The sequence below is a fragment of the Gluconacetobacter entanii genome (assembly GCF_013155425.1).
In the GTDB taxonomy this organism is placed as follows: Bacteria; Pseudomonadota; Alphaproteobacteria; order Acetobacterales; family Acetobacteraceae; genus Novacetimonas; species Novacetimonas entanii.
Genome location: NZ_JABJWD010000105.1, coordinates 1 through 21,400, shown reverse-complemented (window position 1 = coordinate 21,400; position 21,400 = coordinate 1). Strand labels below are relative to the sequence as shown.

Genomic DNA, 21,400 nt, shown 5'->3' with positions numbered 1-21,400 from the left:
GAGACAAAAAAAACATGAGAAAGGAAACGATACACATACGAATAACCGATGACGAAAAACGGGAATTAATGACGTTCGCCAAGGCATCTAACCATAAAAATCTATCAACATGGACCCGTCACATCATGACGGAATCAATGGCACTTGGAAAACATGGCACGGACCTGATTCACGAACTGGAAAACCTACGTCGAGAGGTCAACAGCATTGGCAACAACGTCAACCAAATAGCCAAAAAATTGAACCAAGGAGAAACAGTTGACGCCGATTTATCAGAAATAAAAAACATAAACAAAGACATACGGAAAATCTTAAAACAGATAAGACCCACCAGACACAAACCAAGGGCAACCGTATGATAATAAAAGGCGGACCCGTCATTTCAAAAAACGGACACCAAGAGACGGCAACGCACATATTTGAAGGACCGAAAAACGAACGCATTACACCAATTCAAGGCAATGCCTTGGACATGGCTAACATGGTCACGGATGCACGCGACACGGGGCTAAAATACGGCTTTCACCATTTTAAAATATCCCCAGAGCGTGAGATTTCACGAGAACAAGCCCGCCAAGATTTTCAAGCCATAGCATATGAATACGGGTTTGATTTGTCTGATGCCGTCATTGTTGAGCATCAAAAGCAGAGAACAAAAAAAGAAAACAGTGCCATCCATTGGCACATGATTGTCCCACATTATAACCAAAAAACGGGGCGGGCACTTGATTGCCGAAACAGCTACAAACGAAACGAGAAATTAAGCCGTTTGAGCGAAATCAGGACGGGGCAAAACATTACACAAGGGCGACATAACCGCGCTGTTTTCCATGCACTTCAACAGGAAGGCAAAACAGTAGAGGCGAACACCATCCAACACCTTACAGAAGGCGAACTTCCAGGCGCTTCCTTTTCTACAAATTTGCAGAGAAAAGCCGAACGAAAAGGCATAAGCCTACCCGAAGAAAAATCCATAATAACAGACATTTGGAGCCAATCGGACAGCCTAAAAGCCTTTATATCAGGGCTTGGTCATAATGGTTTCACGTTCAAAAAAGGGGACAAGAAAGACACTTATATTATTGAAAAGGAAGGGACTTTAATCGGTTCCGTCAATCGCTTACTTAAAATAAAAAAGGGCGAGTTTGCCAAATTATATAATCAATATCAGGAGGATTTAAAAAATGAGCATTTGGAAATGGACGAAGAAAGACAACGACACAGGAACAATGGACAAGAAGGAAGAAACGCACAGGATGCCCATACAGGGCAAAAAGAGGGAAGGGGAGGGGAAGCCCCTACACAAACCAAAAAACAACACACAGGACCAAGGGAGGAGACCAGAACGACCGAAACCCCTACAGCAACAAGGGGAAAGCCCGACATTGATGAAGGTGAAAAGCGACACATCCCAGATATTGGACCTTTTGGAGCCACCAGAGAACACGGACGAAATAGACCCAATCCAGCAAATCCAAGAGTCACTGAACACGATAATGGAGCAGAACCGACAGATAATAACAAACCAGAGTCACATATTGCGAGCGTTCGCGCACAGGCACGAATAAGACGGGGCTTTAACGTCAAGAAACATAAGGATAACCGTCACTTATCGGTCATCACACCAGAATATATGGAGAACATAAAACAAAAAATAAAGGAGGACAAAAACGGGAATAGGGAGTTCTTCCGTCAACAATACAAGAATATCAGAGAGCAAGAATACCATATTAATAAACACAACAACACAATAGACACGAGTTGTTCCTTATTATTGGTCGAGATGTTTCTTCGCTTGTTCGGTTATACAATGAAGAAAGAAAAGCCGACCCCGACCATCATTAAACCAGACGTATTCCCACCGATTACATCCGAGGAATTCAGTTTGATGAATGACCGAGAAAAACAACAAATAATATGGAAATCTTACGGATTATATAAGTCAGCACATTCCAGGTATGCCAGTATATGCGAAAAACATAATGTTCCTTTTGACGACTTCCAAACATGGCTGAACGACTTAGGCGGTGATTTCATGAGCGAGGAAATCGCAAACCTATACCCTGATATCTATATGAAAAATCTTGAAAAATCGGAAAACGAGGACGATAAAGAGACGCTAAAACTATTAAGGGAAACATGGAACGGAACAGGAAAATATGCCGACCAGTTTACACCAGACGACCTAAAAACCGACATAGAGACAATAAAAAACTTTATATCAGATGATATAAAAATTAAAAAAATCACCGAGGAATGGTATAAAAATTATCCACCAATCAGTGAAAAAACGGGAGAAACCAACAATATTATGAGAACAGAAACAAAATAAAATAAAGTCAACATATTATATTTAATTTTTCATTCATTTTTCTTGACTTGCGTTTCACGGGTTGGATAATAATAAAAAAGTGTTCGGAAAACTTTACTTTATCTAACACTATCAAGACGATAATAAAAAAACGGAATAAGCACGGATATACTGTTCGGTTTATCTGTTCGGAAATTATAGAAGGAAAATTTCATTTTTAGGAGACATTATCATGGCAAATTATGGATATGCACGAGTGTCAACCGCAGACCAAAACGAAGGCATGCAGGTGGACGCATTACAAAACGCAAAATGCGAAAAAATCTTCATAGATAAAGCATCAGGCGCTAAATCTTCACGACCCGCACTTGATGACATGCTTTCAAAAATACAGGACGGAGATACCGTCACAATATGGAAACTGGACAGATTAGGACGGTCAACCGTTCACCTGTTCAATCTTCTGGAAGATTTAAAAAAACGAGGCGTGTCCGTTCGGTCATTGACCGAGGGAATCGACACAGCCGGGAGCCTTGGACGTTTCCTGTTTACAATCCTTGCTGGAGTCGCAGAGCTTGAGCGTGAAAATATTAAACAGCGCGTAAATGCAGGGCTACAACAAGCCAAACGCGAAGGCGTGAAACTTGGACGCAAGGAAAAGTTTTCAACAAAGGATAAAGCCCTAATCCGTAGGCTTCACACCCTTGGAGACAGCTACACAAAATTATCCCGCGAGTTCAACGCAAGCCGTTCCACTATTTGGCAAATCATAAACGTCAAGGAAAAAACGTCCTTCCAGGATAATCGTCAGACCGACCTTGAAGACGCACTATGAACCCCCTTGATTTTCTACATAACCCTTCTACAATCTTCCACATAAACAGACCATAAAATCCTTTAATATCATAATGTTAATTAAGAGTGTGCGGGATTGTTGTCTTTCGAGTCCCGCAGCTCGCACCACAGACACCTGAAATGGTCCGATTTTTTTGACAGGATGGCGCAAAGCCTGCTGGCGCGGACTCCTGCCTCCGCGCAGGGCTGTATCTGTGTGCTCCCCGGATCGTGGCAGGTTGCCGGGGATAGCAGTCGCTGCGTCCCGCAGGAAACAGATCATGCCTATACCTGAATAAATCTGCATATTTCCTGAATAAAATAGATTGGTTCCATGCTGTTCTTGTAGACATGATCAGTAATCGGAAATATATTACGGGGAATTATTTTTTTCGGGTGTTTCCAGATGAGAAGATATGTTCCGATTGCCTTGGCCGCAATGATATGCTGCTTCGCGCAGGCATCCGCATGGGCGGGCGGGTGCTATAATCTGGGGAACGGGGAACCATCGGAACTGACCGGGACGCTTGAATATGTCATGTTTCCCGGGCCGCCGAATTATGAAGATGTGCAGACAGGCGATACGCCGGAACCCTCGTATGTGCTGAAGCTTCATGACCCCATCTGTCTTTCTGGCGATGAGGCTGCTGACCCGAGCAAGTATTTCCAATATGTCCAGTTGGTGTCGGGACAGGATATGGATGAACAGTTCCGTCATCTGCTGCATCAGGACGTGACGGTCCATCTTACGGATGCAATGGCGGCTATAACCGGGCATCACCATGAACCACTTGTTGCGACAGTGACCTCCGTCAGCATTGCGCAGGCAAAACCCATGGAATTTACTGACGAATACGGAACCGCGGCAACGACGATACAGGCATTCTATGACGCACTGGGGGCCGCGCAGGGGACGGTGGCCTCTGCCATGGTCATCCCGGAAAAACGCTCCACACCCGCATTTTCACCGTCGAATCTTACCCGGTTTTATGGCGGATTGGCTGACCCCATCCGTGTGGTGAGTATCGCACAGGAAAATGACAGTACTTTCATTGTCAATTACCATTACGCAACAAAATCACACGCCTGCAACGGCAGGGCGACAGTCACCACGACCGTGCGTGGGGGACGGAACTTTATCCAGAGCATCCATGCCCTGAATGGGTGTTAGAAAAACAGCCATTCCATTCTGATGTTTTCAGGGGGTGTTGGAAAATCATGGGGTGATGAAGGGGGTAAAGGTTTTTTGGGTGTCGCCCTGTTTCCAAAGGGCGGTGTTCTTCTGAAGCTTTTTGGAAAAAGCTTCACCAAAAACTTCTTTGAATTTACAGGATGTTTGTCGGGCCTGTTCCGGGCGACTATTCAGGCTCTGGCACGTCGTTCGGCATATTTCTGGATTTCCATCTTGCGTTCTGTTGGCAGCCGCCGATAGAGGTCGATAAGGTCGCGTTCATCGGGGGAGAGGTCCATGGTCGTGGTCTGCTCCACCATTCCCCCCAGAAACAGTTCGGGCGGCACTTCAAAGATCTGCGCAAGCTTCGGCAGGTGCCTGTTGGCGCTGCTGGTACGGCCTGTTTCCAGGGCGGCGATTGCCGAACGGCTGAGACCCATTGCTGCGGCCAGTTCGCTCTGGCTCATGCCGCAGGCCTTGCGCAGGGTGGCGACCTTTTTGGCCAGTTCCGTCGCTGGCGCGGCCCTGGCTTCGGTCTGCCCGCTCAGTGTGGCCCTGCTTTCGCGGATCCAGCGGCGGAAGAAAGACTGGCTGACGTTCTCGTACGATGGGGTATCGGTATCGGGAAAGGGACTGTAGGCAAGCACCCGTTCCGAAAGATCGACAATCCGGCGGCAGGGAACCCGGCTGTCCTGTGGGGTCCAGATCTGCCCGGGCTGGAGGAGAATGCGTGGTGCCATGCGTAACCCGATACCAGGCAAGGCAAGACCCCGACTCCCGAAAGAGTGCGGGGTCGCCCTGCGTCCTATGTGCAATGTCATGTCGGCGTGTGGCGCGCCGGAAGGTCAGGCGCGTTTCGCGGTCTGGACATGTGCAGGCCGCGCGACAGGATAGGCCCCTTTTTCCCTGATCTGGAGGGCAAGAAGGGCCGCGCTGTTGGGATGGCGCGACCCAAGGGGAAGCAGCGCATTGCCCGAGGTCCAGCGCATGTCCTCGCGCTCCAGCATATGCCAGCCGTCAAGGTCCGGTTCCGTCAGGTGCGGTGTGACGGCATGGCACTGCGCCGCCTCGAACATCTTGATCTCGCCGATTGCGAGGCCAAGGTAACGGCGATCATCGACGAACGGCCCGATCACGTCGCTGGGGCGATGGGTGCTGGAGACGATGCGCACGCTTTTCACACCGGTCGGGATCATGAACATGACCCGGTCCCCATGCTCCCGTGCCTGCCGGATCACGGCGCCCGTATCGGTAATCAGGTGCAGGTCCGCATCCTCCGTCAGTTCTGCTGCGGCCTCTTTTTGTGTGACGCCGGCCGCCTGCGCACGGGCGACGATCTGATGGAACAGGGGTTCGACGAACGTGCGACTGACGCCAAGGGGGGCGGCCGCGTCCTCTGTCCAGGTCCGGCCGGATTGCCCGATGCGGACCACATTGCCGGCCTGCCGGAAGCCATGGCGATTCCCGGTGTCGAGATAGCTTTCGGTCAGCATCCCGTCCACGGTGATGACCGAATGTTCCGCGGTCTCGATATGATGGTAGTCATACGATGTGATCGACCGGTCGTAAAAGATGGAGCGGCCATTCACCAGCATGCGGACGGGGATGAACTTCCCGTCAAGGAACAGGCAGTGTTCCGCCGTGATGAGCATGTCCTTGTAAGGGACGCCATCGCTGATCGCATCCTTGAGGATACGGACCGGATACCCGGATTCATCATCGGGCAGGTGGGGGCGGACCCTGACGGTCTGGCTGCCGGTCCACACGACCTCGCGCAGGGCCTGCGTATTGGTCCCGCAATCCAGCGCAACAACCGTATCGCCGATCCTGATGTCCTCGACAGCCACGTCGCCTGTCGGTGTCCTGACCATGCTTCCGGGCAGGAAGCAGACCAGAACGCCAGTGGTGCCCGAACTGTTGGCGGAGGAGGCGCTTATATACAGGTTCCCGTCACTGTCCTGTTGGTAAAGAGTGTTTTGTGACGGGGTATAGTCACCATTGACACTGATGGTAATGCCGGTATTTGTCGTGATGCTTGTATTTGTGCCATCATATGTCGCATTCGTGACATAGGACGCGCCCGGTATTTCAATGGTGGCCCCGGCGTTGCCAAACCCCGAGATGTTATTGAAAGTAAGGACATCCACGCCGCTGGCCGGGGTAACGACAAGTGTCCCGCCCCCGGTTCCGAAGGTGATTCCCGTTCCTGAAAGTGCGGAGATTTCAGCGGTACTGACAGTACCAAGGTTGATGGTGCCGCCGTTTTCTATGGTGTAATTGGTGCCGCTCAGGGCTGTGATGATGTTATCGCCTGAGATGTTGATGGTCCCGCCATTGGCGGTAAAGCTGGAACCCGTCAAAAGGCCAAGAACGGTTGAACCGACATCGACCGTAACATTGGCGCCCCCTTCCGCAGTTACGGTATACGGGTTGATCGCCCCGATAAGTGTGGGTGCGAAACTCAGGCTGTCTGTAATATCCCCGTCGAATGTAACACCGGCGCCTCCCAGAGAAGCAATCCCCAATACCCATCCGACAGGAAATATTGTGTAGCTCCCGCTGGTGGTGACAGTATTCCCGTAGCCATACAAGCCGGACATTCTGTTTTTCTTTCATGATAATAATGCGTTTTTATTTCATATGAAGTAAAGGTAAATTTTCCGTATATGATCGTAAAATAAAAACATTATGGGAAACCATGTGGCAGGAGATCCGGTTGTCTTGAATAACATATTGAAAATAAAAAGATTTCAGGAAAAATAGCTAAGAAACAGCAACAATCATTGAAAACCGGTCTGGAGATAAGGAATTGATGAAATAACAGAAGTTTCTGGGTGTCGCCTTTTTTCAAAAAGGCGACGTCTTTGCGAAACTTTTTAAAAAATACCCAAAAAATCACATGATTTCGGTATGGCTGCTCACATGACGCCGGACAGGAGCAGCGTAAAGGACAGCACGACCACGGAAATCAGCGTTTCCGTCCCGGACCACACGACAAAGGTCTGTGCCAGCGACAGGCCGAGATATTCCTTCAACTGCCAGAAGACCGGGTCATTGACCGGCCCGAAGGCGATGGACCCCGCCCCCGTCGCCAGCACCAGCAGTTCGGGTGACACGCCGTGCAGGTGGCTGATGGCGGGTGCGATCAGGTTGGCCGCCGTGCCGGTCGCGACGGTGGCCGAACCGGTGGCAAGCCGGACGATCGCGGCGGACAGGAAGGCCAGCAGCAGCGGGGACATGTGCGCGCCAAGGGCGGCGGATGTCAGGGCCTGCGAAACGCCGCTGTCGATCACGGCCTGTCCGAAACCGCCGCCCGCGCCGACCAGCAGGATCACGAACCCCGTCGGCCCGAGGCAGTCATGCAGCATCTGCCCGATCTGTCGCGCCGTCATGCCCGCAGGCCTGCACAGCAGCATGACTGTGGCCAGCAGGGACAGGATGAGGGAGATGTTCGTCTCCCCCAGTGCCTGGCCCAGCATGTGCACGCCTCTCCCGCCCGGCAGGCTGGCCATGACCTGCCCGCACCCGATCAGCAGGAACGGCAGCAGGATGCACAGCAGGCTGCGCCCCGGTGGGGGACGGATGGCGGGGGCTGCGCGTGTCAGGAACTCCGCCTCCATCGGGCTTGTTGCGATGGGGCCGATGTGGCGGACGACGAACCGCGCGAAGACCGGTCCGCACAGGGCCGCCGTGGGCAGCATGATGAGCAGCCCCAGCACGATGTTTTTCATCAGGCTGGCGTGATAGATGCCAATCGCCAGCATGATGGCCGGATGCGGCGGCATGACCGCATGGGCGATCGACAGGCTGGCGACAAGCGGCAGGATGGCCATCAGCACCGGCCTGCGGCTTTCCTGCGCCGCGATGAACGCCAGAGGCGCCAGCAGGACGAAGCCCACGTCAAAGAAGATGGGCAGGCCGACCACCATGCCGATGGCCGCCATGGCCCAGTGCAGGTTCCGCGCGCCACATCGTTTCATGACCGACAGGGCGACGGTATCGGCGGCCCCAGATTGTGCGATCAGTTTGCCGAACATGGTGCCAAAGGCGATCAGGAAGCCGATACTGCCCAGTGCATTGCCTGCCCCGTGCTGGAAACTGGCCACGGCCTGCACCGGGCTGTGACCGGCCGACAGCATGAGTGCGATGGCCACCCCGAACAGCACCACAAGCGCATTGAGGTGAAAGCGCGCGATCAGGACAATGATCGTCCCGATCGCGCAGAGACCGAGGGCCAGGGCACAGGTCAGGGACATCTCAGCGGCCTTCTTCGGGGGATGCCATGGCGGCGGGCAGGGTCACGTCAGGTCATGGGGATTTTCCACGATGGGCCAGATCCCGCGCGTCAGCCGGGTATATTTCGTGCGCTTCGGGTCGGAAGGGTAATGCGTGCCCGCATCGACATAGAGGATTTCGGAGGCGATCCCGACAAACCCGGCATAGAAATGATTGGTGGATTTCACCACCAGCACATCCTTGGCCGTGGGGTCGATACCAAGGTTGGAGAAGATGTCCGGCTCGAAACACTGCGTGCGGTTGGTGTTGAGGATGATGTCGATCTGCGTGCCCACGATACGGACAACGGCGCTGGCCCCCAGTGGCACCTGGCTTTCGCCAAAGCTCTGCCACGCGGCGGTGGTGACATTGCGGACCTCGACCTCCGCGTCGATCGGGTCCCCGCCGCCCGGGCCTGCCTTGCCGCCGATGCGCAGGTGGATGCGTGCGCCAATGCCCGCGGCCTCGCAGAAGGAGACGGCGATCGGGTCCCAGATGGTCGCAACGCCTGCATTGTCGATGCCGGCATGGATCAGGTCCGACAGCAGGATTGTCCCGTCGCCCGCCACGCCGCCGCCCGGATTGTCCCATATGTCCGCAAGGACGACCGGCGCGGTGATGGCGGGATCGGCAATCGCGGCCTTTGCCCGTGCGATCGCCTGTTGTGGCGACAGGGTATGCATGCGCGTGCTGCCGCGAAAGCCAAAGACTTCCATGCCCAGTTCATGGGCTAGGTGTTCGCCACCGCGCGGGTCGTTGTCCGTGACGACCACGACCTGCGTGCCAAGGTCCGCCACGTTCCCGGCAAGGAAGCCGTGGATCAGCGAAATGGACAGGATCCGGCCCGTGCCCTGCATGGCGCGGATTTTGTCCACGAACCCGCGCAATGGCTGCTGGCTGGTGGGCAGGACGTCGATCATCCGGCAGTCGAACGTTGAAATGACCGGCCTTATTTCATGGCGCACTGCGCGCAGGACGATATCGACCAGTTGTTCGGCGCGTTCCATGAAGTCCGTATGCGGGAATTCCAGAAACGCGTTCATGGCGTCCAGATTGCGCACGCGCAGCGCGGTCAGGTGGCTGTGCGGATCAAATGTCGCCCCGATCACCACATCCGGCCCCACGCAGTCGCGGATATGCGCCAGCAGGGCGCCTTCGCAGTCCTCATATCCCTGCGCCACCATCGCGCCATGCAGACCCATGACCACCGCGTCAACGGGCAGGGCGGCACGCAACTGCCCCACGATTTCGTCACGCAGATCTTCATAGGTCTGGCGTTTGACCAGTCCACCGGGTTCCGCCCATGTGCAGGTACCCTCCACCAGGTCGAACCCCTGCTCCCTGCTGCGGGCCCGCAGGGCGGGAACCACGGCGGAACACAGCGTCGGGGTGGCCGGGTGTTCTCCCGGTGGGGCGTAGAATGCCCCCCTGAACGCCGACAGGTCGGTGGGAACCGGGGAAAAGGTGTTGGTTTCGGTGGCAAGCGAGGCGACAAACACACGCATGTTCATTCTCCTCCGGGTGCCATGACTTTGGAAAACCGTTTCAGGATAAATCACTGATAAGGAATAAAAGTTTTTGGGGGCGCCCTTTTTAAGGAAGGCGGCGTTCTTTGAAGCTTTTTGAAAAAAAGCTTCACCAAAAACTTTTATTTTATGGGAAGGAAAACGGTCTTCGGGTCATGGTACGCAGGGTGGCTTTATGCTAGGAGAGGTCAGCCAACCGGCTTGTAGGCGATGGCCTCGATCTCCACCACGATGTCGGCCATCAGGCCGGCCTCTATGGTGGTGCGTGCGGGTGGTTCGACGGGGAAATAGGTCGCATAGACCTTGTTGAATTCCTCGAAATCTCCTGCATCGGTCAGGATGGCGAAGGTCTTGACCACGTCGCTCATCTCGCACCCGGCGGTCTTCAGCACGGCGGCGACGTTATCGAGCACGGCGGCCGTCTGCGCCACGATCCCGCCCTCGACCACATTGCCATCCACCACGGGAACCTGCCCCGAGACATAGACATAATCCCCCGCGCGCACCGCCATCGACAGGGGAACGGCAGCCTTGCCATAAACTTTCTTCATCATGCTTTTCCGTTTTCTCGCATCTGTAAAAAAGACTGTAAAAATTCAGAAGTTTTTGGTGAAGCTTTTTTCAAAAAGCTTCAAGGAACGTCACTTTTCTTAAAAAAGGCGTCCCAAAAAACCTCTGTTTTATCTCAGCTTACGCCCCCACGCGCGACAACAGGCAGGCGGTCGATGACCTTGCCGTCCGATACGAGGTAGATATGGTCGAACATGTTCGTGACCACGCAGGCATGGTTGGGAATGATGCGCACCTTTTCCCCGATGGCGGGCAGGGATGCGCCCTCGCCGGAGCGGATCGTGCCGTGCTCCTCGCTCAGGGCGGTGATGCGGCTGTCCTCGTGGCCGATGATGTGGCCGTACCCGTCCTGTCCCAGCAGGTCGCTCGTCAGGGTCTTGGTGCCCGCATCGATGATCGCGCGGTTTTCGGTGGGGCGACTGATGACGGTGGCCAGCACGCTCAGTGCGCATTCCCCGATCGTCGCGGCCCCTGCCGCCACCTGGGAGCGGTCCATGTAGATATAGGTGCCGGGACGGTATTCGGTCATGTTGCGCATGTCGCCCGCCGTCCACATGTCGGGCGTGCCCCCCACCGTGATCGCGGGGATGTCGATCCCGGCCGCGTCGAATACGCCGCGTGCCTGGCCCAGCCATTCATCTGCCTGCGCCTGCTTTCCGGAGGCGGGATAGGTCATCAGGCCGCCGAAACACAGGTTGGGGGCCGCGATGATCCGTTGCGCGAGGGCCAGCGCCTCCTGCGCGGTCTGCACGCCGCAGCGGTTGCCCCCGGTGTCGCATTCGACAAAAACCCGCAGCGCCGGGATGTCCGCGCCTGCCGTGACGCGGTCGTACCCCTCGATCACCGGCAGGTTGTCCGTCACGACCGACAGGCTGACCTGACGCGCGAGGTTGACGAGGCGGCCGAGTTTGTGCGCGCCAAGGATGTTGTAGGTCAGCAGGATGTCCGATAGCCCGGCCTGCGCCATGATCTCGGCCTCGGTCAGTTTCTGGCAGGTGATGCCGACGGCCCCTGCCGCCACCTGCCTGTGGGCGAAAAAGGACAGTTTGTGCGTCTTGATATGGGGACGCAGGCAGAATCCGTGCTCGCTGGCGTAATGCTGCGCCTTGTTGATATTGGCCAGCGCCTTGTCGAGATCGACCAGAACGGCCGGGGTATCGAGCGTATCGATGGAAATTGACATCGTCTTCCCGCGTTTCAGGCGGATGGGCTTGCCCACCGGCCGTTACCGATAAATAACCATGTCGAAACATAATCCCGATTTGAAGTCGTGTAAAATTGTTAACCGTCACGAAAAAAGTATAAAATGCATGCCTTGCGTGATGTCGGGATGGTGATGACCCGGTTTTATTTCCTGTCCCATGATTGTCATTGCGTCGTGCGGGGCAGGCGCTCCCCATCTGCCCTGCATGCAAAAAAAGCAGTAACGGTCTGCGCATGGAAAGCCGCAAACCATTTAAAAGCTTCAGAAGGACGATGAATTTTAAAAAATAATGCCCCTGGAAATGGTTTTTCAACCACTCAACGCGACATCATCATCTGGATCTGTTCCGTATTGATCTGCATCCGCTGTGACGACAGGCGCTTGATCAGGTCCATGTCTTCGAGAACCTTGAGCGTACGGCTCGTTGTTTCAAGCGCGATGCCAAGATAGTCGGCAATGTCCTTGCGATCCATCGCAAGGGTCAGGATATGTGAATGCCGGTCAAAGAAATCGGCCTGCTTGCTGCATTCAAGCAGGAACCCCGCAAGCCGTTTCGTCACCAGCGAACAGGTGGCCAGCAGGACATGGCGTTCGGTCGCCTTGGTGTATTTCAGGGCATGTTGCAGGAACAGCGCCTGGATACGCGGGCGGGATTCAATCAGTGTGCGGAGCGCGGGATACGGGATCTGGAAAAGGTACGTGTCGATCAGCGTCACGGCGGAGGCACGGTACAGCCCATTTTCGGTCGTGCCGAACATGTTGTCCGACCACAGGAACGCAAAGATCTGGTTGCGGCCGTCCTCCCGCTGGTATTCCAGCCGGACAGCGCCGGAACGGATGATGTAGAGATAACGTGCAGGTTCATCCTGCGCATAGATGCGGCATTTCGCTGGTTTGTGGATCTTGGAGGAAATGGCGTTTAATGCGTCACGCTCCTGCTCATCAAGTCTGAAATCACCGAACATCGTGAATGCCTGTCTGGTTATAAAGCATGGTATGTACTTGCATTTTCGGATTCAACATCCTGCGCGCCGGCCTTTTCCCCTGCTTCGCATTGATCCCGATGATCCTCATCACTCATGGCTCCGGGTGAGGGAGGCAGCCTGTGACGCTTTATATATACGAAACGGTATCGTATCTCAACATATCATCGTAATCCATCCGTCGGGACGGGCAGGCTGGCGTACCGGTTTTTCCCTATCGGGTCGTGGTGCTGATCCCGCATATGAAAATCTGCCAGGCCCGGTCGAAAAAGCGCGCGCGGACCAGGGGATCATGCAGCCTGTTCTGGCGCAGCATGGTGTTCTGCAGGGGCCAGCCCAGCACCAGGCTCATCAGGACCCGCGTCGTTTCCTCGTGGTCGGTGGCGCGGATCTGTCCCGCCTCCTCCGCCGCGCGGAGCAGGCGGCCAATGGTCGCCATGAACGGTCCGGCGATGTCCTTCATCATCCCCTCGACGACACTGGGGATGCGGTGGCCGTCGGCAATGACGATGCGGTAGGCCTCCAGCGTTTCCGGGCGCAGCATGAAATCGAGGAAGAAATGTGTGATTTCGCGCATCGCCTCCAGCGGGTTTTTCGGCATTGCCTCCATGGCGGTGGTTTCTTCGAGCAGAAGCCGCCCGCGTGCGGCGACCACGGCCGTAAACAGGTCTTCCTTGGAGGCATGGCGGCGGTACAGGCTTGCCTTGCTGCATCCCGCGACACGGGCGATCCGTTCAAGGGAGGTCGCGGCAAACCCCTGTTCTATGAAAAGTGCTGTTGCCACCTCAAGGACATGCCGATCAAGCTGCGCCGATCCTTCCGGCGTCGGGCGTCCGCCCGTATGTGGCGGCCTTGGTGGTACGTCAGCCATGTTTCATCCCCCAGCAGCGCGCGGTCGGTCACGTCTGTCACGCGACATAGCACGGGACGGACGTGAGGCACCATGAAGGGCCGGTTTCCCCGTGTCGTGCGGGTGCGCGTCAGGGGACGGGGGGTTGTGTTTCCAGCAGGCGGAAGGAAAGCCGCGAAACCTGACCCGACAGTTGCGCCCCATGTGTCCGGGCATGGAAATCGATATCCGTGCCCTTGCCATTTTCCATGACGATACCTGCCGTTCCGTGATTCATGGTGGCCGTGCCGCCAACGGTCCAGTACGTGCCATTGAAATCCTGCACCCGTGCCAGGTTGCGCACGCATCCACGTCCCGACAGGGAAACGCCACCAAGGCTGAGCGCGCCGCCACCGCGCACGGTGAAGCGATAGCTATGCGCGCCATCCGACAGGGTGCCATGTCCCCACAGATATCCGATGCCCGCGCCGACCTGATGGGCGGACATGTCGATCACGGCATCGCTGCGGGCGCATTGTGCGTGTGCCGCGGTGCCAAGGAACAGGGGTGTCATCAGGGCATACAGGTAGAGGGGGCTGGGAAATTTCATGACATGCGGGTCCCGTCAGGTTGGGCTCTTTCTTATTGAACGAACCCGTATCGTTCCTTATTGGCCCGTGAACATGATGTCAATGCAAAAGGAAACGCCCGCGTGTCTGTGGATGCGGGCTGAAATGCTGCCGTTATGAAGTGACGGGAGTTTTTTTTGGAGTGCCGACTTCTTTCAAAAATGCGGCGTTCCTTGAAGCTTTTTGGAAAAAGCTTCACCAAAAACTTTTGTTCTGTGTGGGACTGTTTTTCAGTCCTGTCGCAGTTCCGGTGTGCCGAACCGGCGGTTCTGCAGGACGGGGACAATCCGGCGGGCATGTGCGATACGCTCATGCGAAATGGTGCAGAATGTCAGGGTCGGGGCTTCCCCCGCCTGCACGATGGCCACGCCCAGCGGGTCCACAACCATGCTCGATCCGATATTGCGGTTGCCGCATTCGCTGACGGCAATCATGTAGCATGTGTTTTCCAGCGCCCGCGCGGTGACCAGCACCTTCCAGTGCTCCTCCTTGAGCGGGCCGCGCACCCATGCGGCGGGCAGCACCAGCGCATCGGCCCCATCCAGCGCCAGTCGCCGCGCCAGTTCGGGAAAGCGCACGTCATAACAGGTCATCAGCCCAAGCCGGAACCCTGCCACATCAATGATCGGCGGGATGTCCTGACCCGGTGTCACATTGCGCGATTCCTGCACGGCGAAGGCGTCATACAGGTGAAGCTTCCTGTACTGCGCGATGATTTTCCCCCGGTGGAGCACGACCAGCGTATTGTAATGGCGTCCCTGCCCATCCGGCACATGCAGGCATCCCATGATGGTCGTGTCCACATCCCGGCTTTCATGCAGGAGGCGTGACATGAACGGACCATCAAGTGGCTGCGCGGTCCTGGCGATGATGTCGGGATCGGCGATGTCATGCGCAAGGATCCCTTCGGGCAGGACCAGAAGCCCGGCCTTCTCCGCCGCTGCCTGCCGGATCAGGCCAAGGATGTGCTCCAGGTTGGTTTCCCATTTCGGGGAAACGGCGAACTGTCCAAGGGCGACTTTCAGCATGATCTGTCCATGTCGGTCTGTGTTGGCCGGTCGTCAGCGTAATCCAAAGCCCCGTTGCGGTAAATGTCCCCCCATTATGTGGAACAGTGCGTAAATCGGTCAGGAGTTTCTGGTGAAGCTGTTGATCGAAAAAGCTTCGAAAGACGCCGTCTTTTTGGGAAAAGGTGGCACCCGGAAAGTTTTATTTTATTTATCAATATGTTACGACCGAATATCCCCTTATGTATCAAATGAAGGCGTGTGGGCTGAATTCATTTCCATTGCCCCTGTGCCGCATTGTATCAATACCGGTATGACCGATACGCAAGCGACTGGTAATCCGGGTTGTCCATTCACGGGGCATGCGCGCCCGGCGGAGGATCCTGTCCGCGAAGACACCATGCCGATGCGGCAGGAGGATGATGCGGAATCTCCCGCCCTGCTCCTGACCGGGGCCAGTCGCGGGATTGGCCATGCCACCGTCAAGCTGTTCCAGGAACGCGGATGGCGGGTGCTGACGGTATCGCGGCAGGAATTCTCCCCCCTGTGCCCGTGGCGCGCGGCGGGCGATGGCCATATCCAGGCGGACCTTGCCGACCTTGACGCCATCCCCGACCTTGTGGCCGCCGTGCGGCGGTGCCTTGGCAATGGCAGGCTCCATGCCCTTGTCAACAATGCCGGGATTTCACCAAAGGGGCCGGAAGGCGCGCGCCTTGGTGTGATGCGCACCGACGCGGCGCTGTGGACGCAGGTGCTGAATGTGAACCTTGTGTCAACGGCGCTTCTGGCGCGTGCGCTGATGCCCGAACTGGAACGCGCGGGCGGGGCGATCGTCAATGTCACCTCCATCGCCGGTTCGCGCGTGCATCCGTTCGCCGGCGTGGCCTATGCCGCGTCCAAGGCGGCGCTTGCGGCGCTGACCCGTGAAATGGCGCATGAATTCGGCGGCCGTGGCGTGCGGGCGAATGCGATCGCACCGGGGGAGATTGATACCTCCATCCTGTCGGCAGGCACCGATACGCTGGTGGCGACCGGCGTGCCGATGCGCCGCCTTGGCAATCCCATGGAAGTGGCGGAGACGATCTATTTCCTGTGCATGCAGGCGTCGTCCTACGTCAATGGATCGGAAATCCATATCAATGGCGGCCAGCATGTCTGATGGCGTGAGGTCATAAAGGTTTTCCGACACCGCATTTCTGAAAAAAGTCGGTGTCGCCAGACATTTTCTGGTCAGGCCGCGGTGTCGTCCGTGGACGGTGTCGGGACGGTGTGCGGGGTGGCGTCGGATGATGCCGCGGATGCTGCCGATGCGGATGCCGGGGCGATCCCCAGCGTCTGGTGCATTTCCTGCCGGATCTGGTTGCATTTCTTGGTATAGACCCCCGCCTGGGAGGCCGTCATGAAATTGATGACGAACGCCCCGATCAGGGAGCAGAACGACAGCGCGATCACCGCCTTGCCCGTCACGCTGATGACACTGTCGTAACACTGCGCCGAATACCACAGCAGCACGAGGCTGAGTGCCGCGCCAAGGAAGCCGAGGACCCCGGTATAATGGATCAGGGAATCCTCCTCGTTGCTGAACGCAAGGGACTGCTGCCACAGCAGGTAGAGCTTTTCGTTCATCTCCTCCACCTGGCAGTCATGCTCAAGCTGTGCCGCACTGGTGACCTTGCCCGGCGCGGTGCGGTGCATGTCGAGTTCCTGCTGCGCCTTGGCGAAGGTGCGCCGCCGTTCCTTTATGGCGGGCAGGCTGATATCCACAAAGCTGAGGATGGCAACATTCAGTCCCGCCGATAGCTGTACGACGGCCTGAAAATCGCCCCATGTCTGGCTCACGTGCTTCTCCCCCTGTTCTCACACGCCCGTGATGCAAATCATAGCAGGATGGAAGGGCAGCGCGAGATTGCAAAACCGGTAGGCTGAATTGCATATTCCCCCTGTGTCCCGTCTCCCCGGCGCCTTTCCGTGGCATCCCGCGCGCCATCGGTGTCCTGTTCCCCCCCGCATTGCGGTCCGGGCGCACCGCGATGGTTTCCTTCACGCCAATGTGTGACGGGTGATGCGTGCGGGCTTTACTTCGTGCGGCATCGGGCCATACCGGCATACGCGATATTGCTTTCGGGCGTGATGTCTTCATAACGGACATCGAAACGGAAAAAAGCCATTGATGCGGTTGCCGTGGCATTGGTGTGCTGTTTCGTCGAGAGAATGAAGGGGGGCTGCGCCCATGGCCACGACGTTTGAGTCGCATACGATCTATCAGATACCCGAAGACCAGCGTTATGGCCGTGTCAGCGATCTCTTCAGCGTCTGGTTCAGCACCAACATGACCCTGCTGACAGTTGTCACCGGCGCGCTGGGGCCGACGGTCTTCGGGCTGTCGTTCGGGTGGTCCCTGCTGGCGGCGGTGGCGGGCAACATGGTGGGCGCGGTGTTCATGGCGCTGCATGCGGCGCAGGGGCCGATGCTTGGCGTGCCGCAGATGGTGCAGAGCAGGGGACAGTTCGGGTCCTATGGCGCGGTGCCGATCGTGATCCTGGTGATCATCATGTATGTCGGCTTTGCCGCGTCCAACTATGTCGTGGGGGGACAGGCGCTGGTGCAGGCGATGCCCGGCCTGAACCGCACGGTCGGCGTGCTGACCATCGCGATCGTAAGCCTCGTGCCGTGCTGCATGGGGTACCGCGCGATCCATGTGATCTCCAAGGTCGTAAGCTGGCTGGCCGGGGGCGTGGTCCTTGTGTGCATCGGGCTGGGGCTGTGGCGGTTTTCGGGCGGGATGCTGATGGACATGCATGGCTCGGTCGCGGGGATATTCAGTGCGTTTTCCGTCTCCGCCCTGTGGCAGGTGGCATATGCGCCCTATGTCTCGGACTCGTCGCGCTACCTGCCCAACAGCGCCGCCTCCGTGCGCAACACGTTCCTTGCGACCTATGCGGGCACGGTCCTTGGCACCATCCTGCCGATGATGCTGGGCATCGTGCTGGCGTGCCAGTGGTCGGACCTGACCACGGTGGAGGCGCTGGCGCGCCTGTGTGGCGGGGGCGCGGGCATCGTGCTGGTGGTGCTGTCGCTGGCGATCACGCTGGGCAATGCGATGGGGGTGTATTGCGGTGCGCTGTCCACCATCACGGTGGTGCAGACCTTCTGGCCCGACTGGCGCCCGGCGATGATCAGCCGTGTCGTGGTGACATTGTGCCTCGTGACGCTGGCGCTGGTGATGGCGTTCGGCATGAGCGCCAATTTCATGAAATCCTATGCCGCGTTCCTCGACATCCTCATGGCGGTCATCGTGCCGTGGACGGCCATCAACCTGACGGATTACTACCTGCTGCGCCATGGGGAATATGACGTCGCCTCCTTCTTCCGTGCCGATGGCGGGTGTTATGGCTATTTCAACATGCCGGCCGTGGCGTCCTATGTCGTTGGTGTTGTGGTCGAACTGCCGTTCCTGAAAAATGACCTGTATACCGGCTTCCTGCTGCCCTACCTGTATGGGGTCGATATCTCGTGGCTGGTCAGCCTGATCGTCACCACGGTGGTTTATGTGCTGCTCTATCGCGGGCAGCGGCAGCGCGCCGCCCGGCGGCAGGCCGCCTGACGGGCGGGGCCGCCACGTTCCCGGCCACGCCGGGGTTTACGCACATTTCCGCCCGACGCACGGGCACTGAACGGAACAGGACAGACAATGCCGGAGACGATTGACCACCAGACCCTCTGCCGCCCCGAAGTCAGGACGCTGCCCCGCTATAACGCGGGCCTGTCCGAAGAGGCCGTGAAGCGAAGGTTTGGCGTGTCACGGATCAGCAAGCTTGGCAGCAACGAAAACCCGTATGGTCCCTCGCCGGAGGTGCTGCGGCAGTGGCCGGCGCTGGCGCACCGTCTTTTCCGCTATCCCGATGCCGGTGCCACCCGCCTGCGCGAAGGGATCGCGCGGTTCAATGACATCGCGCCCGGACAGGTGGTGATCGGCAACGGGTCGGAACAGATCATCCGCATGATCGCGGAGGGGTTCCTGTCGCCGGGGGATCGGGTGGTGACGGTGCGCCCTGCCTTCGGCCTGCATGAAATCCATCCGCTGCTGATGGGGGCGGTGGTTGATGCGGTGCCGGTCACGGCGGGGGCGGAGTTCGATATCGACGGCCTGTGCCGCGCCCTGTCGCATCCCACCAAGGTCCTGATCTTCTCCAACCCCTCCAACCCCGTTGGCTGCATGATGACGGCGGATGCCCTGCGCCGGGTTATCGCGGCATGTCCGCCCCGGACGCTGGTGGTGGTGGACGAGGCCTATCGCGAATATGCCGAAACCGATGGTGAGTATCCCGATGCCCGCGCCATCCTGCGTGAACAGGGGCGTCCGTGGCTGTGCCTGCGCACATTCTCCAAGGCCTATGGCCTTGCCGCCCTGCGGATCGGCTATGCGCTTGCCTCCTCGGCGGAGGTCGCCTCGGTGCTGGAGACCGTGCGCGATACGTTCAACACCACCATGCCCGCGCAGGAAATGGCCACCGTCGCCCTGACGGACCCGGATCATATGCGTGCCTGTGTGGCCCGTACGGTGGCGTCGCGTGCGCGCATGGCCGCCGCCCTGCGGGCCATGGGCCTGTTCGTTGCCCCCACCCACACGAATTTCGTGTTTTTCCGCACCCCGCGTAATGCCATGGACGTGGCGGGCGCATTGCTGCGCCATGGTGTGATCGTCAAGCCGTGGAAGGAAGCGGGGTTCGAGAACTGGGTCAGGGTCAGCATCGGCCTGCCGGAGGATAACGAGCGGTTCCTGAAGCATCTGGCCGAAGTGCTGGGATGAGTGAGTATCCAAAACTAACCAATTGATATAATTAGCAAAAGTTTTTGGGTGCCGCCTTTTTTCAAAAAGGCGGCGTCTTTTGAAGCTTTTTGAAAAAAGCTTCACCAAAAACTTCTGAATGATTTTGGCAGGCCGTGCGGATGTGTTGCGTAACCGGATTGGCGCATCCTACTATCGCCCGGCCTGCTGGTGGTGTTGCGTGCCCTGATCCTTTTCCCGCGTCGCAGTCTTATGGAGTTCCTGATGCGCACGACCTTTCTTCCGACGCTTCCGGCCATGGCGGCGTGTGGGATGCCGCGCGCATTGGCGGGGTGGCACGCTGCATGAATGAAACCGTGCCTTCGCGCTGGCTCGACGGGCGCCTGCCCACGCGCCTGTCCTTTGTCGCCGCCCCCAACGAAAGCGCGCAGGCCTGGCTGGAACGCCTGACCCATCGTTACGGGCAGACGCCCCCGGCGGAGGCCGACGCCATGGTCTGCCTTGGCGGGGATGGCTTCATGCTGGAGGTCCTGCATACCACGCTGGGGCGTGACATTCCCGTCTATGGCGTCAATTGCGGCACGGTCGGTTTCCTGATGAACCCGAACGTGCCCGACGACCTGCCCGCCCATCTGGCCACGACGCAGGAGGCGGTGCTCCATCCCCTGCGCATGCGCGCCACCAACCGCGAGGGCGAGGTGACGGAGGCGCTGGCGCTTAATGACGTCTTCCTGTTCCGCCAGACGCGGCAGGCCGCCAAGATCCGCATTGATGTCGATGGACGCCAGCGCCTTGCCGAACTGATCTGTGATGGGGTGCTGATCGCAACCCCTGCGGGCTCGACCGCCTATAACCTGTCGGCGCATGGGCCGATCGTCCCGCTGTCGGCCAACCTGCTGCCGCTGACACCCATCAGCGCCTTTCGCCCCCGGCGCTGGCGTGGCGCGCTGCTGCCCTCGACCGCGCAGGTCAGGTTCACCATCCTGGAAACCGACAAGCGCCCGGTGGCGGCGGTGGCGGACTTTACGGAGGTGCGGGACGTGATTTCGGTTGAAATACAGGAAGACCGCACCCGGCATACGACGCTGCTGTTCGATCCGGGGCAGAGCCTGTCCGAACGGATCATCGCCGAACAGTTCACGACCTGAAAACAGTTAAAAGTTTTTGGTGAAGCTTTTTCCAAAGGGGCTGGCATAGGTAAGGATTGTTTGGAACGGTTCACGCAGGCAGTTTAGCCCATTGAGTGAGGATTTTCAGGAGTTTTGCAGGCGA

18 protein-coding genes and 1 pseudogene are annotated in these 21,400 nt (G+C 57.4%); 8 read left to right on the top strand and 11 right to left on the bottom strand.

Annotation, left to right across the window (positions count from 1 at the left end; translation table 11 throughout):
* Window positions 1–14 precede the first annotated feature (14 nt).
* From HNH97_RS15515 to HNH97_RS15500, 4 genes are all read left to right on the top strand, one after another.
* Window positions 15–359, top strand: coding sequence for a MobC family plasmid mobilization relaxosome protein (locus HNH97_RS15515; RefSeq protein WP_171791486.1), 345 nt, complete (start codon window positions 15–17; stop codon window positions 357–359).
* Window positions 356–2,332 (top strand): relaxase/mobilization nuclease domain-containing protein, encoded by a 1,977-nt coding sequence (locus HNH97_RS15510; protein ID WP_171791485.1) that lies wholly within the window; start codon window positions 356–358, stop codon window positions 2,330–2,332. Before HNH97_RS15515 ends, HNH97_RS15510 begins: the two co-directional genes overlap by 4 nt.
* Before the next feature lie 211 nt (window positions 2,333–2,543).
* Window positions 2,544–3,146 carry a recombinase family protein gene (locus HNH97_RS15505; RefSeq protein ID WP_171791484.1) on the top strand — a complete coding sequence of 201 codons (603 nt, stop codon included), beginning with the start codon at window positions 2,544–2,546 and terminating at the stop codon, window positions 3,144–3,146.
* A gap of 405 nt (window positions 3,147–3,551) precedes the next feature.
* Window positions 3,552–4,316 (top strand): hypothetical protein, encoded by a 765-nt coding sequence (locus HNH97_RS15500; RefSeq protein WP_171791483.1) that lies wholly within the window; start codon window positions 3,552–3,554, stop codon window positions 4,314–4,316.
* Window positions 4,317–4,507: 191 nt separating this feature from the next.
* Here the strand turns inward: HNH97_RS15500 and HNH97_RS15495 are convergent, their stop codons facing one another.
* The 10 genes from HNH97_RS15495 to HNH97_RS15450 all read right to left on the bottom strand — a co-directional run bounded on the left by HNH97_RS15495 (window position 4,508) and on the right by HNH97_RS15450 (window position 15,360).
* Window positions 4,508–5,056: a helix-turn-helix domain-containing protein gene (locus tag HNH97_RS15495; protein ID WP_171791482.1), complete on the bottom strand. Its 549-nt coding sequence runs from the start codon at window positions 5,054–5,056 to the stop codon at window positions 4,508–4,510.
* Window positions 5,057–5,161: 105 nt separating this feature from the next.
* Window positions 5,162–6,916, bottom strand: coding sequence for a Hint domain-containing protein (locus tag HNH97_RS15490; RefSeq protein WP_171791481.1), 1,755 nt, complete (start codon window positions 6,914–6,916; stop codon window positions 5,162–5,164).
* A gap of 318 nt (window positions 6,917–7,234) precedes the next feature.
* Entirely contained in the window at window positions 7,235–8,572 is a 1,338-nt protein-coding gene (locus tag HNH97_RS15485; protein WP_171791480.1) for a GntP family permease, read from the bottom strand.
* 42 nt (window positions 8,573–8,614) lie between these two features.
* A complete protein-coding gene (locus HNH97_RS15480) occupies window positions 8,615–10,096 on the bottom strand; it encodes a M81 family metallopeptidase (protein ID WP_171791479.1) in 1,482 nt (493 codons plus the stop codon).
* A 209-nt stretch (window positions 10,097–10,305) separates the two neighbouring features.
* Entirely contained in the window at window positions 10,306–10,671 is a 366-nt protein-coding gene (locus HNH97_RS15475; RefSeq protein WP_110913594.1) for a RidA family protein, read from the bottom strand.
* 131 nt (window positions 10,672–10,802) lie between these two features.
* Window positions 10,803–11,870 (bottom strand): D-TA family PLP-dependent enzyme, encoded by a 1,068-nt coding sequence (locus tag HNH97_RS15470; protein WP_171791478.1) that lies wholly within the window; start codon window positions 11,868–11,870, stop codon window positions 10,803–10,805.
* 338 nt (window positions 11,871–12,208) lie between these two features.
* Window positions 12,209–12,856 (bottom strand): Crp/Fnr family transcriptional regulator, encoded by a 648-nt coding sequence (locus tag HNH97_RS15465; RefSeq protein ID WP_171791477.1) that lies wholly within the window; start codon window positions 12,854–12,856, stop codon window positions 12,209–12,211.
* A 232-nt stretch (window positions 12,857–13,088) separates the two neighbouring features.
* The gene (locus tag HNH97_RS15460) at window positions 13,089–13,745 is read right to left on the bottom strand and encodes a TetR/AcrR family transcriptional regulator (protein WP_110913592.1); all 657 of its coding nucleotides are present in this window, start codon (window positions 13,743–13,745) and stop codon (window positions 13,089–13,091) included.
* Window positions 13,746–13,854: 109 nt separating this feature from the next.
* Window positions 13,855–14,313, bottom strand: a complete 459-nt coding sequence (locus HNH97_RS15455; protein ID WP_193714256.1) for a hypothetical protein — start codon at window positions 14,311–14,313, stop codon at window positions 13,855–13,857.
* A gap of 249 nt (window positions 14,314–14,562) precedes the next feature.
* Complete coding sequence (locus HNH97_RS15450; RefSeq protein WP_171791476.1) at window positions 14,563–15,360, bottom strand: deaminated glutathione amidase; 798 nt, start codon at window positions 15,358–15,360, stop codon at window positions 14,563–14,565.
* 292 nt (window positions 15,361–15,652) lie between these two features.
* On the opposite strand from HNH97_RS15450, the gene HNH97_RS15445 reads away from it, so the two are divergent.
* Window positions 15,653–16,498 carry an SDR family NAD(P)-dependent oxidoreductase gene (locus HNH97_RS15445; protein ID WP_244949491.1) on the top strand — a complete coding sequence of 282 codons (846 nt, stop codon included), beginning with the start codon at window positions 15,653–15,655 and terminating at the stop codon, window positions 16,496–16,498.
* Between the two features lie 170 nt (window positions 16,499–16,668).
* Here HNH97_RS15445 and HNH97_RS15440 read toward each other — a convergent pair.
* A pseudogene (locus tag HNH97_RS15440) lies at window positions 16,669–17,178 on the bottom strand (hypothetical protein); the annotation flags it as partial.
* Between the two features lie 391 nt (window positions 17,179–17,569).
* On the opposite strand from HNH97_RS15440, the gene HNH97_RS15435 reads away from it, so the two are divergent.
* The 3 genes from HNH97_RS15435 to HNH97_RS15425 all read left to right on the top strand — a co-directional run bounded on the left by HNH97_RS15435 (window position 17,570) and on the right by HNH97_RS15425 (window position 21,276).
* Complete coding sequence (locus HNH97_RS15435) at window positions 17,570–18,943, top strand: purine-cytosine permease family protein (protein ID WP_110913591.1); 1,374 nt, start codon at window positions 17,570–17,572, stop codon at window positions 18,941–18,943.
* Window positions 18,944–19,030: 87 nt separating this feature from the next.
* Complete coding sequence (gene hisC / locus HNH97_RS15430) at window positions 19,031–20,149, top strand: histidinol-phosphate transaminase (RefSeq protein ID WP_171791475.1); 1,119 nt, start codon at window positions 19,031–19,033, stop codon at window positions 20,147–20,149.
* Between the two features lie 323 nt (window positions 20,150–20,472).
* Entirely contained in the window at window positions 20,473–21,276 is an 804-nt protein-coding gene (locus tag HNH97_RS15425) for an NAD kinase (protein WP_171791474.1), read from the top strand.
* The last annotated feature ends 124 nt before the right edge of the window (window positions 21,277–21,400 follow it).

Coding starts and splice junctions, on each gene's coding strand:
- HNH97_RS15515 (WP_171791486.1), top strand. CDS start 15: ATGAGAAAGGAAACGATACACATACGAATAACCGATGACGAAAAACGG.
- HNH97_RS15510 (WP_171791485.1), top strand. CDS start 356: ATGATAATAAAAGGCGGACCCGTCATTTCAAAAAACGGACACCAAGAG.
- HNH97_RS15505 (WP_171791484.1), top strand. CDS start 2,544: ATGGCAAATTATGGATATGCACGAGTGTCAACCGCAGACCAAAACGAA.
- HNH97_RS15500 (WP_171791483.1), top strand. CDS start 3,552: ATGAGAAGATATGTTCCGATTGCCTTGGCCGCAATGATATGCTGCTTC.
- HNH97_RS15495 (WP_171791482.1), bottom strand. CDS start 5,056: ATGGCACCACGCATTCTCCTCCAGCCCGGGCAGATCTGGACCCCACAG.
- HNH97_RS15490 (WP_171791481.1), bottom strand. CDS start 6,916: ATGTCCGGCTTGTATGGCTACGGGAATACTGTCACCACCAGCGGGAGC.
- HNH97_RS15485 (WP_171791480.1), bottom strand. CDS start 8,572: ATGTCCCTGACCTGTGCCCTGGCCCTCGGTCTCTGCGCGATCGGGACG.
- HNH97_RS15480 (WP_171791479.1), bottom strand. CDS start 10,096: ATGCGTGTGTTTGTCGCCTCGCTTGCCACCGAAACCAACACCTTTTCC.
- HNH97_RS15475 (WP_110913594.1), bottom strand. CDS start 10,671: ATGATGAAGAAAGTTTATGGCAAGGCTGCCGTTCCCCTGTCGATGGCG.
- HNH97_RS15470 (WP_171791478.1), bottom strand. CDS start 11,870: ATGTCAATTTCCATCGATACGCTCGATACCCCGGCCGTTCTGGTCGAT.
- HNH97_RS15465 (WP_171791477.1), bottom strand. CDS start 12,856: ATGTTCGGTGATTTCAGACTTGATGAGCAGGAGCGTGACGCATTAAAC.
- HNH97_RS15460 (WP_110913592.1), bottom strand. CDS start 13,745: ATGGCTGACGTACCACCAAGGCCGCCACATACGGGCGGACGCCCGACG.
- HNH97_RS15455 (WP_193714256.1), bottom strand. CDS start 14,313: ATGAAATTTCCCAGCCCCCTCTACCTGTATGCCCTGATGACACCCCTG.
- HNH97_RS15450 (WP_171791476.1), bottom strand. CDS start 15,360: ATGCTGAAAGTCGCCCTTGGACAGTTCGCCGTTTCCCCGAAATGGGAA.
- HNH97_RS15445 (WP_244949491.1), top strand. CDS start 15,653: ATGACCGATACGCAAGCGACTGGTAATCCGGGTTGTCCATTCACGGGG.
- HNH97_RS15435 (WP_110913591.1), top strand. CDS start 17,570: ATGGCCACGACGTTTGAGTCGCATACGATCTATCAGATACCCGAAGAC.
- hisC (WP_171791475.1), top strand. CDS start 19,031: ATGCCGGAGACGATTGACCACCAGACCCTCTGCCGCCCCGAAGTCAGG.
- HNH97_RS15425 (WP_171791474.1), top strand. CDS start 20,473: ATGAATGAAACCGTGCCTTCGCGCTGGCTCGACGGGCGCCTGCCCACG.